We start from the raw sequence: 14,000 nt of genomic DNA, 5'->3' as shown, positions 1-14,000 counted from the left end.
GCATGCTGGACGGCTCGCGGCCCCCGCTCGGCGGGCGGGTGTGAGCAAGGCCTCCCTAGCATGGGCGGAGGACCGGACCCGGGAGGTCGGCATGGCACGTGGCACGACGACGGAGCACGGCACCGCGGACGGGGCCGACCGTCCGGACCGCCCTGCGACGCCCGACGCGAACGGGCAGGAGCGCAACCCCTTCCGCAAGGTGTGGTGGCTGCCCGTGGTGCGGGGGAGCCTCCTCGTCGTCCTCGGCCTCCTCCTCATGATCGAGCCGCTGGAGCAGCTCGGGACGCTGCGCGTGGTGCTCGGCGCGTTCCTCGTGGCGGACGGCGTGCTCGTCGCCGTGCAGGGGTTCGTGCACCGCCGGCAGGTCGGGTCGGCGTGGTGGCTCGCGCAGGCGGGCGTCAACGTCGTGTTCGGCGTCGTCGTGGCGCTCTGGCCCGACCTCACCGCCACCGCGCTCTACTACGTGCTCGCGGTCTGGGTGCTCGTGCTGGGCATCACCACGATCGCCGGGGCCGCCGCGCTCGTCCGCAACCGCGACCTGGGCTGGGCCTGGATGCTCGCGGTCGGGATCGTCTCGGTGCTGTTCGGGGTCCTGCTCGTCACGCGGCCGCTCGACGCCTTCGACGTGCTGCGGCTCGTCACCGTCGTGTTCGCGCTGTACGCGTTCGTGACCGGCGCGATCCACGTGGTGTCGGGCTTCGCCGTGCGCGCCGTCGCGCGCGAGCTCGCGGACCTGCGCGCGCAGGCCGTCGCGGCGGGCGTCGTCGTGACGGGCGGGTCCGTGCTCGGCGCGCCCGCCGCTCACCCGGGCGTCGCCCCGCCGTCGGCCACGGGCGGGCCGACGCCGCGCGACCCGAGCGCGGCCCCGTCGCCGTCGCCCTCGCCGGCCCCGTCGCCCTCGCCGAGGCCGGAGTCGTCGCCCGGGCCGTCGCGCGGGTCGGAGCCGGACGAGCCCGGGGGAGCGGGACGGCTGCCCTAGCATGTGACCGCTGTCCGTCGAGAACGAGGAGCACCGGTGGTCACTGCGTACGACATCCTGTTCGGCCTGACCCCGCAGGACGCGGTGGACGGGTCACCGGTCGGGACGACGGACCTGCTGCCGCCGCCCGTCGCGCCCTGGGGCGAGGCCGCCTGGGGGTGGATCGGCGACGCGGGGCCGGGGATCGAGCCGCGGACGTGGCCGCGGAGCCCGAGCACCGGGCTGCCGATGCGGCACGCCGTCACGATGCGGCTGCCGGCCGAGTACCAGCGTCGGGGCCCCGGGCTCCCGGGCGTGGCGTACTTCCTCGGCGAGGGGCAGTTCGCCACCGCGCACGACGCGAGCGACCCGGACGACCCGTTCGTCGTGGACCTGCGCGCGGCCCGGCAGCACCCGCAGGCGCTCGTGCTCAGCGACATCATCGGCCAGAGCTTCGCCTTGGTCTGGCTGACCGAGGAGGAGCTCGCGGCCGGCCCGACGGCCGCCCCGCCCGACACCCGTCGTCCCGGTGAGCACGTCGCGACGGACGAGGGGCAGAACGCGTGGGACCCGCCGCTCGGCACGCGCCGCGGCGAGGACATGACGGTCACCCGGTGGGCCTACCTCGTCCCGAGGGTCGACGACCCGAACGCGGGTCGCGCCCCGGGCCGGGAGGAGGACGGCTGGGTCTCGCCCTGGGACGAGGACTGGACCGGGCCGCCGGAGGAGGAGCGCTCCTGGGCGGACGACCACCTCGGCGGGACGTCCGAGGCGATGGTCGACTCGCTGGAGGGCGACTTCACGCCGCACTACCTGGAGCTGTCCACGCCGACCTGGGGCGTCGACTACGGCAACCGCGAGACCCACCTGGTCGACCTGGAGACCGGCGCGTTCGGGATCGCCTGACCACGGCGTCCCAGGAGTCGCGAAGCGGCGCCGCGGCCGTCACGCGAGGCCCAGGGACTGCTTCCACTCCAGGGGGAGGAGCGCGTACCCGACGAACGCGACGACGTCGAGCAGAGTGTGGGCGATCACGAGCGGCATGACGCGGTGCCTGCCCCAGCGCGACGTGTAGAACCACGAGAAGACGACGCCCATGACGACGTTCCCGACGAACGGGCCGAACCCCTGGTACAGGTGGTACGACCCGCGCAGGAGCGAGCTCCACACGACGAACTTCACGCGGCCCCAGCCGAGGTCGCGCGTGCGCTCGAACAGGTAGCCGACGGCGATGACCTCCTCGAGCAGGCCGTTCTGCAGCGCGGCGAGGATCAGCACGGGCACCGTCCACCACGCGGCGTTGAGCGCCGACGCCTGCACCTCGACCGTGATGCCGAGGAGGCGCCCGAGCGCGTAGAAGCCCAGCCCGGGGATGCCGATGGCCGCGGCGAGCGCGAACCCCCACCCGACGTCGCGCAGGGGCCGCGCGCCGTCGAGCCCGATCGCCCGGACGGCCGAGCGGCCGCGCGCGCTGAGCAGGTACAGCGCGAGCGCGACGGGCAGCACCGCGAAGAAGATCCCGACGAGCTGGTACGTGAGGTCGAGGTACGGCCGGGCCGACCGGCTCACGTTGAGGCTCGCGGACTGCTCGCCGAGCGGGGTCCCGGCGGTGAGCCGCGCGACGATGTTGATGATCGCGTAGACCGCCGACTTGCCGAGGCTCAGCCCGAGGACGATCCAGATCTCCGCGCCGATGCGTCGTCGTGTCGCCCGGTCCGGGCGGTCGTGCGCCTCGGCGCTGACGGTTTCGGCCGCGCGGGGCGCCGCCGTCGGGCCGGGCGCGGGCAGCGGCTCGGGCGCGGTCGCGGGGGTGGACGCGGTCAGGTCGGGCACCGTCCGGTTATAGCACCGGTCCCCGGGAGCGGGCTCGACGCCGCCTGGACGCGCGCTGTCCGCCGAGCACGGGTCTGCTCCGCGTCGACCACGAGGTCCCTGTCGTTCTCGGCCCCAGAACGACAGCGACCTCGTGCTCGGCGGGTCAGGGTTGATCGCTCGGTGGGTCAGGGGTTGCGCGGGCGGCCCGGGCGGCGGGGCGGGCGGACGTCGCGGGGGAGGCGGCCGGCGTCGTCGAGCGCGCGACGCAGGAGCATCTCGATCTGCGCGTTGACGCTGCGCAGGTCGTCGCCGGCCCAGCGCGCGAGCGCGTCGTGGACGGCGGGGTCGAGGCGCAGGAGGACCGACTTGCGCTGGGGCCGCTGCGCTCGGCCCGTGCCCGACGCCGGCTGCTCGGCCTGCGGGGGTGCGTCGCCCTCCCGCGGGGCCGGCTCCCCCCCGGAGGGCACAACGCGGCCCGACGACGGCTGGTCGCCGTCGTCGGGCGCGTGGCGCTTCTCGGGCGGCGTGGGCCCGGCGGGCGTCACTGGTACAGGGACCCCGTGTTGACGACGGGCGTCACGCGGCTGTCCCCGCAGAGCACCACGAGGAGGTTGGAGACCATCGTCGCGCGGCGCTCGTCGTCGAGCGTCACGATGTCCTCGGCCTCGAGGCGCGAGAGCGCGTCCTCGACCATGGACACCGCGCCCTCCACGATGCGCGACCGTGCCGCGATGATCGCGCCTGCCTGCTGGCGCTGGAGCATCGCCTGCGCGATCTCCGGGGCGTAGGCGAGGTTGGAGATGCGGGCCTCGATGACCTCGACGCCCGCCACGACGACGCGCGCCGCGACCTCGGTGGCGATCTCCGCGGAGACGACCTCGGTGGCCCCGCGCAGCGACTGCTCGCCGGCCTCGGCGTCGTCGTAGGGGTGCGACATCGCGACGTGGCGCAGCGCCGACTCGGCCTGGACGCGCACGAAGTCGGTGTAGTCCTCGACGGCGAAGCTCGCCTTGGCGGTGTCCGCGACCTGCCAGACGACGATCGCGGCGATGTTGATCGGGTTGCCGTCGGCGTCGTTGACCTTGAGCTCGCTCGTCTCGAAGTTGCGCACGCGGACCGACACGCGCTTGCGCGTCGAGAACGGCACGGTGGCGACGAGCCCGGTGCGGCGGATGGTCCCGAGGTACCGGCCGAAGAACTGGACGACGAGCGTCTGCCCGGGGTTGATGACCTTGACCATCGTGAGCAGGAAGACGCCGAGCAGGATCGCGACCACGCCGAGCACGGCACCGACGGGGGTGGCCGTCGCGAACAGCGGGATCGACCCGCCGAGCAGCACGAGGACGAGCAGGATCACGAGACCGCCCCCGCCCGCGCCGAGCGACCACGCGGGCTGCTCGGTGACGTCGACGCGCGTGCCGTCGTGGCCGACGGGACGGCCGGTCGGCTCGCCGCCGACGGACTCCTGCGGGGGTGCTGCGCTCTCGGTCACGGTGCCCGTCCTCTCCTGCGGCCGACGGCCGCGCGTGTCGTGGATAGCAAAGTGATATCACATTATGCCGCCCCCGAGCACGTTCGCACCGGCCCTAGCGCGCCGAGCACGACCCCGCCCGCTGTCCAGCACGACATGAAGGCTGTTATCGGCCGGATAACGACCCTCATGTCGTGTTCGGCGGGTGGGGGGGTTGCGTGAGCGGTGGTCGGGGTGGCAGAGTGCAAACAGGTTTGTAGTGCAAAGTAGTTTTCCGATCTCTCGAGAGGCCACCATGACGACGGACCACGGCGACGGCCCCCGCGGCGGGGCTGGCGAGCCGGACGAGCCGGCGCTCGACGTCGCCGAGACGCTCCGCCTCATCAGCGAGCAGCAGGACCGCGCGCGCCGCGCGACCGAGCCGGACTCGCGGCTGCTGTTCCTCGCGTGGGGCGTCGCCTGGCTCGTCGGGTACCTGTGCCTGTGGGCGAGCGCGGTCCGCGTCGTCGACGGGACCGCGACCGTGCGCCTCACGACCCGCGCGGGACAGGTCGTGGGCGCGCAGCCCGAGCCGTGGGCGTTCTGGGTCTTCTTCAGCCTCATCGCGGCCGCCGTCGCGTTCACGATCGTCCACAGCGTCACGCGCACCGCGGGGACGCGTGGCGTCAGCGCCCGCACCGGGGCCATGTACGGCTGGTCGTGGATGCTCGGCTTCGTCTGCTTCGGGTTCGTGCTCGGCGGGCTCGCCCGTGCGGGTGCGTCGGAGGAGGTCATGTCGCTCGCGAGCAACGCGTTCGCGTGCGTCGTCGTGGGCCTGCTGTACCTCGGTGGGGCGGCGGCGTTCGGCGACCGCGGGCTGTTCGTGCTCGGCGTGTGGATCCTGCTCACGGCCGCCGTCGCGACGTTCGCCGGGCTGCCGCTCACCTACCTCGTCATGGCGCTCGCGGGCGGGGGCGGGTTCCTCGTCATGGCCGAGATCGAGCACGTCCTGCGTGCCCGACGGCGGCGCCTCGCGACCCGTCCCGCACCCGCCCGGGCGTCGGCGGAGGGCGCGGCCGATGTCTGACGCCGGGCTCGACCCCGTCATCCACGCCCCGGCACGGCTGCGCGTCGTCGCGACGCTCGCGGCCCTGCCGACCGGCGACGAGCTGTCCTTCCCCAAGCTCCAGAAGCTCCTCGACATGACCGCCGGGAACCTCTCCACCCACCTGCGCAAGCTCGAGGACGCCGGCTACGTGTCCGTCACCAAGACCCACGAGGGCCGCACCCCGGCCACCTACCTCGCTCTCACCGCCCGCGGCCGTAGCGCCTTCGAGGACTACACGACCGCCCTGACCACCCTCCTGAAGGGAGCCGCAGGATGAGCACCGACGACGCCCCGCGCACTCGGGCCGCCCGGCCCGACCCCGCGCCGTCGACCACCGACCCCGCCCGACCGGTCGTCGCCGTCGACCACGTGACGCGACGCTTCGGCACGGTCGTCGCGCTCGACGACGTGTCCCTGACCGTCGGGGCAGGCGAGCTCGTCGGCCTGCTCGGCCCCAACGGCGCCGGCAAGTCGACGCTGCTGTCTCTGGTCAGCGGTCAGCGCAAGCCCGACGCCGGGACGGTCCGCCTGCTCGGCGGCGACCCGCGCGACGCGCGCAGCCGCGTCGGCCTGGGCCTCACCCCGCAGGAGACCGGCCTGCCCGCGACGCTCAAGGTGCGCGAGGTCGTCGACTTCGTCGCGGGCCACTACCCGGACCCCGTCCCGACGGCGGAGCTGCTGGAGCAGTTCGGGCTCACCGAGCTCGCTGGCCGCCAGACGGGCGCGATGTCCGGCGGGCAGAAGCGCCGCCTCGCCGTCGCGCTCTCGCTCGTGGGTCGCCCCCGCGTCGTCCTCCTCGACGAGCCGACGACGGGCCTCGACGTGAGCGCCCGGCAGGCGCTGTGGGACGCGATCCGCGCGTACCACGCGGCGGGGGGCACCGTGCTGCTGACCAGCCACTACCTGGAGGAGGTGCAGGCGCTCGCGCAGCGCGTCGTCGTCATCGACCAGGGCGTGGTCAAGGCCGACGACTCGCTCGACGCGATCCTGCGGCGCGTGTCGCTGCGGCGGGTCGTCGTCGGGTCGACCGCCGACCTCGCCGACCGGCCCGGCGTCGTGCGGTCCGACCGCCTCGGCGACGGACGCCAGGAGCTCTACACGCCCGACGCCGACGCCCTCGTCCGCGAGCTCGTCACCTCGGGCGTCGACTTCCATGACCTCGAGATCCGGGGCGCGAGCCTCGAGGAGGCGTTCGAGCAGATGGTCGCGCGCGACGCGGCCCCGACCACGGAGGCACGGGCACGATGACCACCTCGACCATCCCCGGCGGCGCCACCGCCCTCCCCGGGCCGCTGCGCCTCACCTGGCTGCACCTCAAGTACCAGTTCCTCGAGACGGTGCGCGTGCCGGTCGCCGTGCTGGGCAACCTGCTGTTCCCGGCGCTCGCGATGTTCTTCTTCGTCGTGCCGCAGAAGGAGGTCGCGCAGAACCCGGTGGCCGCGACGACGGCCGTCGCGTCGCTCGGCCTGTTCGCGATCTGCTCGGCGAGCCTGTTCACCTACGGGCTCGGCGTCGCGGAGGACCGGCAGCTCCCGTTCGACCCGTTCGTGCGCTCGCTGCCCGCGGGCCCGTCGCCGCGCATGGCGGCGCGCGTGCTCAACGGCGGGATCTTCTCGCTGTTCGGGCTCGTGCCGCTCATCCTCATCGGCTGGCTGTTCACCGACGCGAGCGTCACGTGGAGCCAGCTCCTCGCGGGGGTGGGGACGGTGCTGCTCGTGTCCGTGCCGTTCGTGCTGCTCGGCATGGCGATCGGCTACTCGCTGTCCGCGAAGGCGGCACTGCCGGTCGTGCAGGTCATCCTCTTCCCGCTCGCGTTCGCCGGCGGCCTGTTCCTCCCGCCGTTCCTCTTCCCGGACTGGCTCGACGCGATCTCCATGGCCACGCCGACCCGCGCGGGCCGTGACCTGCTCGTCCAGGCGCTCACGGGCGAGCCGGCGTACGCGGGCGCGTGGCTCGTGCTCCTCGGCTGGACGGTGCTGTTCGCCGCCCTCGCGGTCGGCGCCTACCGCCGCGACGAGGGCCGCCGCTTCCGCTGACCGGCCCCCGGTGCCGAACACGACGTTGCTGTCGTTATCCGCGGGATAGCGACAGCAACGTCGTGCTCGACAGCGACGAACGTCGTGGTCGGCGACGGCGCAGGCCGGGTCAGGCGGCGCGGCGCAGGCGCAGCGAGTTCCCGACGACGAGCACCGAGCTCGCGGCCATCGCCGCGCCCGCGATCATCGGGTTGAGCAGGCCCGCCGCCGCGAGCGGGATCGCCGCCACGTTGTAGGCGAACGCCCAGAACAGGTTCTGCTGGATCACGCGCAGCGTCCGGCGCGAGAGCCGGATCGCCGTCGCGGCGCTGCGCAGGTCGCCGCGCACCAGCGTGAGGTCGCTCGCCTCGATCGCGACGTCCGTCCCCGTGCCCATCGCGAGCCCGAGGTCCGCCGTCGCGAGCGCGGCGGCGTCGTTCACGCCGTCCCCGACCATCGCGACGACGCGCCCCTCGCGCCGGAGCCGCGCGACGACGTCGACCTTCTGGTCGGGGAGCACGCGCGCGACGACGTCCGACTCCGCGATCCCGACGGCGCGCGCCGCCTCGCGGGCCGCGCCCTCGCCGTCGCCCGTCAGCAGGTAGGGCCGCAGGCCGAGGTCGCGCAGCTCGCGCACCGCCTCGGCCGACGTCGGCTTCACGGGGTCGCGCAGCACGAGCACCGCGCGCGCCCGGCCGTCCCACGCGACGACGACGGCGCTCGCCCCCGACGCCTCGGCGGCCGCGAACGCGTCGTCGAGCGCCGGGTCGGGCGACACGCCCGCGCGCGCGAGCCACGACGGCTGCCCGACGAGCACGCGCCGCGCGGCGAGCCCGCCGCCGTCGCCCAGGGAGAGCCCGGAGTGCGCGGTGCGGACGACGGCCTCGACCCCGCCGCCCGGGGCGCTCCGGAAGTCGAACGCCTGCAGCGAGCCGATCACGACGCCGTCGACCCCCACCGGGACGTCCCCGCCGGTCGAGGACGACGCGGCCGTCCGGCGCGCGGCGTCGGCGACCGCCCGGGCGATCGGGTGCTCGCTCAGGGCCTCGACCGCGCCCGCGTGCCGCAGGGCGTCGCGCGCGTCGTCGACGGCCTGGCGCGACCGGTCGGCGTCGCCTCGCGCCGGAGCGCGGCCCTCCGCGGGCAGGACGTCGAGCGGCACGCGGCCGGACGGCGTCACGACCGCCTCCAGCGCCATCGCGCCCTGGGTGACGGTCCCCGTCTTGTCGAGCACGACGGTGTCCACGCGCCGCGTCGACTCGAGGATCTCCGGCCCCTTGATGAGCACGCCGAGCTGCGCGCCCCGGCCGGTGCCGACGAGCAGGGCCGTCGGCGTCGCCAGGCCCAGCGCGCACGGGCACGCGATGATGAGCACCGCGACGGCGGCCGTGAACGCGAACTGCGTCCCGGCCCCGGCGAGCAGCCAGCCGGCGAGCGTCGCCACGGCGAGCACGAGCACGACCGGCACGAACACCGCGGAGATGCGGTCGGCGAGCCGCTGCACCGGCGCCTTGCCCGTCTGCGCCTGCGTGACGAGCCGTCCGATCTGGGCGAGCGTCGTCTCCTCGCCCACGCGCGTCGCCCGGACCAGCAGCGCACCCGCCGCGTTGACCGTCGCGCCCGTCACGTCGTCGCCCGGGCCGACGTCCACCGGCACCGGCTCGCCCGTGAGCAGCGACGTGTCGACCGCGCTCGACCCCTCCAGCACCACGCCGTCGGTCGCGACCTTCTCGCCGGGCCGCACGACGAACACGTCACCCACCGCGAGGTCCGCGACCGGGACGCGCTCGGTGACCCGTGCGCCGTCGGCACCCGTGCGCGGGGAACCGTCCGGCCCGAGGACCACCCGCTCGGCGTCCTTCGCGCCCAGCTCCAGCAGCGACCGCAGGGCGTCACCCGCGCGGCGCTTCGAGCGGTGCTCCGCGTACCGGCCGGCGAGCAGGAACGTCGTGACGACCGCCGCGACCTCGAAGTACAGCTCCGGCGCGCCCGTCATGTCGCGGGACGGGATCAGCGTCGGCTGCATCCGCATCCCCGGCTCGCCCGCGCCGCCCAGCAGCAGCGCCCACAGCGACCACAGCGTCGCCGCGACCACCCCGAGCGACACGAGCGTGTCCATCGTCGACGCGCCGTGCCGCGCCGCGCGGAACGCCGCCGTGTGGAACGGCCACGCGCCCCACGTGACGACCGGCAGCGCGAGCGCCGCGACGACCCACTGCCACCCCGTGAACTGCAGCGCCGGGATCATCGAGACCGCGACCACCGGGACCGTCAGCACCGCCGCGACGCGCAGACGCTGCAGCAGCACGGCGCCCCGGTCGGGTCCGGCGGCGGCGCGGCCGGAGGTGCTCGGGCCACGGTCCGGAGCCCTCGTCCCTCGGGTGCCTCCCGGCTCTCGGTCGCGATCCGCCTGCGTTCGCACGCTCGCTCCGGAGAGTCGCTCGGTCGGACCCGCCACGCCGTTCGCATCGTCCCGCCGCTCGGTCGCCTCCACGGCGGACTCCCCGCGGTCGGCCGAGGTCGAGCCCTGGCCCGCCGACGGAGAGCCGTGGCCCGTTGAGGTAGAGCCCTGGTGTGCCGGAGGAGAACCGTGGTGCCGCGAGGCGGAACCCTCGTCCACGGGGGTGAGATCACGACGGGTGGTGACGCGGGCGGTGTAACCGGCCTTCTCGACGGCGGCGACGAGGTCGGCGTCCGTGACGTCGGCGGCGAGGACGACGTGCGCGCTCTCGAGCGGGAGGTTGACCGTGGCGGTGACGCCGTCGACGCGGTTGAGCCGCTTCTCGACGCGCGCGACGCAGGACGCGCACGTCATGCCCCCGATCGCCAGGTCGACCTCGGCGAAGGGTCGACCGTCGACGGCGTCGCCCGGCGGGGTGGCGGTCGTCGGGGTGGGCGTGGGCTGGGCGGTCATGCGGGTGACTCCTCGACGGGTGCTCGGGTGGAGGTCACCGACGGCGGTCCGGGGTGGCGGACGTCGCGGCGTGCGCCGTACGGGTGCGGCGCCGGGGGCCCGTCGCGGTGGCGACGGTCGGCCCGTGGGGTGGTGCCCGACGGCGGAGGCGACCTCGCGCGGGCGAGGCGAGCGTCGTCGTCGGGCACCGGGGCGGTGCGACGTGTCCGCGGGAGGCGGCAGGTGCCGCGCAGGGTGCCGACCGGTCGCGAGCGGGTCAGGCGCGGGGCGGGACCTGGAGGTCGTAGGTCTTGGTCACCGGGGCCGCGGCGTCCGTGGACGTGCTCGGGGCGGTGCCGCAGCCGCACGCGCACGCGTGCGCCTCCTGCTTCTCCGCCGCCTGCTCGGCGTACTGGGCGGCCAGCGCGTCCTCCTGCACCTCGAGCGAGGCGACCTCGTAGCCCGCCTCGTCCACGGCCTCGCGGAGCGCTGCCTCGTCGAGCGGGTCGTCGGAGAAGACCGTGACCTCGGACGCGCCGCCGACGCGCAGCTCGACGCTCACGTTCTCGACGCCGGCGACGGCCTCGAGGTCCTTGGTGACGTGCGCGACGCAGTTGCCGCAGGTCATGCCGGTGACGCCCAGGGTGGTGACGGTGCTCATGGTGCTCCTCGGTGGTGGGGTGGGTCAGCTGCGGACGAGGCGGGCGATGGCGTCGGCGGCCTCCTTGACCTTGGCCGCGCCCTCCTGCTCGGACTGGCGGGCCGCGTCGACGACGCAGTGGCCGAGGTGGTCCTCGACGAGGCCGATGCTCACGGCCTGCAGCGCCTTCGTGACGGCGGAGACCTGCGTGAGGATGTCGATGCAGTAGACGTCCTCGTCGATCATGCGCGCGATGCCGCGCACCTGGCCCTCGATGCGGCGCATGCGCTTGAGGTACGCCTCCTTGTCGGACGCGTAGCCGTGCGGACCGGTGTGGGCCGCGTGCTCGTGCTCGACGGCGGGGGCCTCGGTGGTGTCGGTCATGCTCTCCTCCTCGTCCAGGGCGCGGTGCCGCGACTGCGGCGGGTCGATCGTCGTCCTATACCCCACCAGGGTAACTGATGGATACCCCCCAAGGGTACGCGCGCTCCGCCGTCCCGACGAGCACGGCCTGACACGTGTCATGCCCGCGGGGTGACGGGCACACGTCCTGCGGTGAACGGGCGCACTGTCGACCCGCCGGCGCCACCGAGAGGCTGGAGGCACCCACGACGAGAGGCGCACCATGACCGACATCATCACCGGGCTCCAGGAGCTCACCCAGGGTCTTCCGCCCCTGCTGCGCTGGGTCGGGGTCCTCCTCGCCGGCGCGATCCCCTACGTCGAGGCGGAGGGCGCCGCGATCCTCGGCGTCGTCTCCGGGGTGAACCCCGTCGTCGCGATCCTCGCTGCCGTGGTGGGCAACGCGATCGCCCTCGCGCTCGTCGTCTGGCTGATCGGTGCCGCACGCTCCGGCGTCACGCGCGGACGTGCCGCGGAGCAGTCGCCCAAGCGGCAGCGGATGCGGCAGGTGTTCGACCGGTACGGCGTGCCGGGCGTCAGCCTCCTCGGACCCCTGCTCCTGCCGAGCCACGTCACCGCGGCCGCCATGGTCGGGTTCGGCGCACCGCGCGCCCGCGTCTTCACGTGGGGCGTCGTCGCGGTGACTGCGTGGGCCGTCGTGCTGGGTGCGCTCGTGCACCTCGGCGTCAGCGCGGCGGTCGCCTGACACGGGCCCCGGCCCGTGCTTTCGGCCCTGTGCTCCCGGCCCGGCCCGGCCCAGGCCCGACGGCGCGCCCAGCGGACGGTCGGGAGCAGCGGGTCACGCTGCTGTCACGGCCTCATCACGATTGCGGCGCTCGTCGGGCGAGGCCCTGGGCGCGCCCCTACCCTCCCAAGCATGGGCAGGGGAGCAGGAGCAGGACGGGCGGCCCGCGCGGTGTCGATCGCGCTCGCGCTCGCGGGCGCGAGCGTCGTCGCGGCACCGCCGGCGAGCGCGTGCGCGTGCGGCGGCCTCGTCGACGGGCCCGCGTACGACACGTCGGTCTCGCAGGAGACGGCTGTGCTCCAGTGGGACGGGACGACCGAGACGATGCTGCTGGAGCTCGACACGCTGTCGAACGCCCCGGAGGTCGGGCTGCTGCTGCCGACCCCCGCGCCGGCCGAGGTCGCGCTCGCCGACCCGCAGGTCTTCCGCGAGCTCGACGACCTCACCCAGCCGCGCGCCGTCGTCTCCGACTACCGCTGGTGGCCCGAGCTGGGGTTCGGCGCGGCAGGGGCCGACGGGGCCGGCGCTCCGGCGGGTGTCGCGGTGCTCGACGAGGTGCGGCTCGGCCCGCTCGACGTCACGACGCTCGCGGCGACCGACCCGGGCGCGCTCGGGTCGTGGCTCACGGAGCGCGGGTTCCAGCTCCCCGAGTCGATCCAGACCGCGCTCACGCCGTACGTGAGCGAGGGCTGGTCGTTCGTCGCGGCCCGGCTCGCGCCCGAGGAGGCGGCCGCGTTCGACGGGACGCTGCAGCCCCTGCGCGTCACGTTCCCGAGCGCCTCGCTCGTCTACCCGATGCGCATGTCCGTCGTCGCCGACGACACCCAGAGCACGCGCACCTACGTGCTGGCCGACCACCGGGTCGACCGCACCGACGCGACCGCCGTCGCGCACGAGCCCACGCTGCGGTTCGCGGGCCGTGTCGACCCGGCGTCGGTGGGCTCCGACGAGCTCGCCGCGCTCCTCGCCGCCGGCGGCTTCGTCACGTCGCACGAGCAGGTCTTCGACGACCCGGGGGCGGAGATCGTCTCGGACTTCACCTTCGAGCCGGCCGCGGCCGACGTCGCGTACGCGACGACGTACGCCGTCGTGGCCGACAAGCGGATCGGCCCGTTCTTCGCGGGACCCGTCCTCGCGTTCTCGGCGGTGCTGGCGCTGGCCGCCCTCGTGGTCTGGTCGGGCCGACGTCGACGCGCACCCGCGCCGGTCCTCGCGCCGCGCCCCGCGCGGGCCTGACCGGGGGCGCGAGCGGGCGAAACGCGCGCTTCGCCGCGACACGCGGGATTTCTGGGTGTTCCATGGAGGCGAAGCGGGAGGCGACACAGGCCCCAGGCCGCCGGTGAGCCGGCCCGTCACCTAGCACGGGGAGTGACCATGACGACGCAGGACCCGATCCTCACCGCATTCTCCAGCACCGCGAAGCAGGTCTGGTACTGGCCAGTGCTCCGCGGCGTGCTCGCCATCATCCTCGGTATCGTCGCCCTGGCGTGGCCGGACAAGACCGCCGCCGTGATCATCTGGGTCATCGGCATCTTCGCGGTCGTCGACGGGATCGTCGAGATCATCGAGGGCATCCGGCGCCGCGGCACCGGCAGCGGCACCGCCTTCCTCGTGACCATGGGCGTCCTCAGCCTGGCCGTCGGCATCGTGCTGCTCGTCTGGCCGGGCAAGACCGCGATCGTCCTCACGTGGATCATCGGCTTCTGGGCCGTCGTCTACGGCCTGTTCCAGACGGTCGCGAGCCTCGACCTGCGCAAGGTCCCCGGCAGCGGCTGGGGCTGGGGAGTCTTCGCCGGCCTGCTGGGTCTCGTCTTCGGTCTGCTGGTCCTGTTCAACGTCAACGCCGGGCTGGTCTCCATCGTCTGGATCCTCGCGATCTTCGCGATCCTCTGGGGCGTCATGCTCATCGCGTTCGGGTTCCAGATCCGCTCGCTCGGCAGGCGAGCGGGGCAGGCCGCGACGTACTGACGCCGC

15 protein-coding genes are annotated in these 14,000 nt (G+C 74.6%); 9 read left to right on the top strand and 6 right to left on the bottom strand.

All coding sequences use genetic code 11. The features are described from left to right. Positions 1-91: 91 nt before the first annotated feature. Together ACTJIY_RS03445 and ACTJIY_RS03440 are read left to right on the top strand one after the other, a co-directional pair. Positions 92-979, top strand: coding sequence for an HdeD family acid-resistance protein (locus tag ACTJIY_RS03445; RefSeq protein WP_353707180.1), 888 nt, complete (start codon positions 92-94; stop codon positions 977-979). 36 nt (positions 980-1,015) lie between these two features. Beyond that, positions 1,016-1,864: a hypothetical protein gene (locus ACTJIY_RS03440; protein ID WP_353707181.1), complete on the top strand. Its 849-nt coding sequence runs from the start codon at positions 1,016-1,018 to the stop codon at positions 1,862-1,864. 39 nt (positions 1,865-1,903) lie between these two features. Here the strand turns inward: ACTJIY_RS03440 and ACTJIY_RS03435 are convergent, their stop codons facing one another. The 3 genes from ACTJIY_RS03435 to ACTJIY_RS03425 all read right to left on the bottom strand — a co-directional run bounded on the left by ACTJIY_RS03435 (position 1,904) and on the right by ACTJIY_RS03425 (position 4,265). Continuing rightward, complete coding sequence (locus ACTJIY_RS03435; protein ID WP_353709554.1) at positions 1,904-2,653, bottom strand: CPBP family intramembrane glutamic endopeptidase; 750 nt, start codon at positions 2,651-2,653, stop codon at positions 1,904-1,906. 305 nt (positions 2,654-2,958) lie between these two features. Then, complete coding sequence (locus tag ACTJIY_RS03430; RefSeq protein ID WP_353707182.1) at positions 2,959-3,318, bottom strand: hypothetical protein; 360 nt, start codon at positions 3,316-3,318, stop codon at positions 2,959-2,961. After that, positions 3,315-4,265, bottom strand: a complete 951-nt coding sequence (locus ACTJIY_RS03425; protein WP_353707183.1) for an SPFH domain-containing protein — start codon at positions 4,263-4,265, stop codon at positions 3,315-3,317. Before ACTJIY_RS03425 ends, ACTJIY_RS03430 begins: the two co-directional genes overlap by 4 nt. Positions 4,266-4,539: 274 nt before the next feature. On the opposite strand from ACTJIY_RS03425, the gene ACTJIY_RS03420 reads away from it, so the two are divergent. Genes ACTJIY_RS03420 through ACTJIY_RS03405 form a run of 4 tightly spaced genes read left to right on the top strand, consistent with a single transcriptional unit; the run spans position 4,540 to position 7,367 of the window. Continuing rightward, the gene (locus ACTJIY_RS03420) at positions 4,540-5,310 is read left to right on the top strand and encodes a hypothetical protein (RefSeq protein WP_440673329.1); all 771 of its coding nucleotides are present in this window, start codon (positions 4,540-4,542) and stop codon (positions 5,308-5,310) included. Then, the gene (locus tag ACTJIY_RS03415; protein WP_440673330.1) at positions 5,303-5,608 is read left to right on the top strand and encodes a transcriptional regulator; all 306 of its coding nucleotides are present in this window, start codon (positions 5,303-5,305) and stop codon (positions 5,606-5,608) included. Before ACTJIY_RS03420 ends, ACTJIY_RS03415 begins: the two co-directional genes overlap by 8 nt. After that, positions 5,605-6,579 (top strand): ABC transporter ATP-binding protein, encoded by a 975-nt coding sequence (locus ACTJIY_RS03410; RefSeq protein WP_440673331.1) that lies wholly within the window; start codon positions 5,605-5,607, stop codon positions 6,577-6,579. The genes ACTJIY_RS03415 and ACTJIY_RS03410 overlap by 4 nt, the downstream gene beginning before the upstream one ends. Further along, the gene (locus ACTJIY_RS03405; RefSeq protein ID WP_440673332.1) at positions 6,576-7,367 is read left to right on the top strand and encodes an ABC transporter permease; all 792 of its coding nucleotides are present in this window, start codon (positions 6,576-6,578) and stop codon (positions 7,365-7,367) included. The genes ACTJIY_RS03410 and ACTJIY_RS03405 overlap by 4 nt, the downstream gene beginning before the upstream one ends. Positions 7,368-7,476: 109 nt before the next feature. On the opposite strand, the gene ACTJIY_RS03400 is transcribed toward ACTJIY_RS03405, so the two are convergent. The 3 genes from ACTJIY_RS03400 to ACTJIY_RS03390 form a co-directional block, all read right to left on the bottom strand. Next, a complete protein-coding gene (locus ACTJIY_RS03400; protein WP_440673333.1) occupies positions 7,477-10,260 on the bottom strand; it encodes a heavy metal translocating P-type ATPase in 2,784 nt (927 codons plus the stop codon). Positions 10,261-10,516: 256 nt separating this feature from the next. After that, positions 10,517-10,900: a heavy-metal-associated domain-containing protein gene (locus tag ACTJIY_RS03395; RefSeq protein WP_440673334.1), complete on the bottom strand. Its 384-nt coding sequence runs from the start codon at positions 10,898-10,900 to the stop codon at positions 10,517-10,519. Between the two features lie 24 nt (positions 10,901-10,924). Further along, complete coding sequence (locus ACTJIY_RS03390; RefSeq protein WP_141389926.1) at positions 10,925-11,263, bottom strand: metal-sensitive transcriptional regulator; 339 nt, start codon at positions 11,261-11,263, stop codon at positions 10,925-10,927. A gap of 241 nt (positions 11,264-11,504) precedes the next feature. Here ACTJIY_RS03390 and ACTJIY_RS03385 point away from each other — a divergent pair, with 241 nt between their 5' ends. From ACTJIY_RS03385 to ACTJIY_RS03375, 3 genes are all read left to right on the top strand, one after another. Next, the gene (locus tag ACTJIY_RS03385; RefSeq protein WP_253052058.1) at positions 11,505-11,987 is read left to right on the top strand and encodes a hypothetical protein; all 483 of its coding nucleotides are present in this window, start codon (positions 11,505-11,507) and stop codon (positions 11,985-11,987) included. Positions 11,988-12,158: 171 nt separating this feature from the next. Then, positions 12,159-13,262 carry a DUF2330 domain-containing protein gene (locus tag ACTJIY_RS03380; protein WP_353707188.1) on the top strand — a complete coding sequence of 368 codons (1,104 nt, stop codon included), beginning with the start codon at positions 12,159-12,161 and terminating at the stop codon, positions 13,260-13,262. A gap of 138 nt (positions 13,263-13,400) precedes the next feature. Continuing rightward, positions 13,401-13,994 carry an HdeD family acid-resistance protein gene (locus ACTJIY_RS03375; RefSeq protein WP_353707189.1) on the top strand — a complete coding sequence of 198 codons (594 nt, stop codon included), beginning with the start codon at positions 13,401-13,403 and terminating at the stop codon, positions 13,992-13,994. Positions 13,995-14,000 lie beyond the last annotated feature (6 nt).

Origin of the sequence: Cellulosimicrobium sp. 22598, assembly GCF_052044445.1 — a bacterium.
GTDB lineage: Bacteria > Actinomycetota > Actinomycetes > Actinomycetales > Cellulomonadaceae > Cellulosimicrobium > Cellulosimicrobium cellulans_G.
Note: the sequence above shows the minus strand (reverse complement) of the source record. Positions and strands in the feature narration are given on the sequence as shown.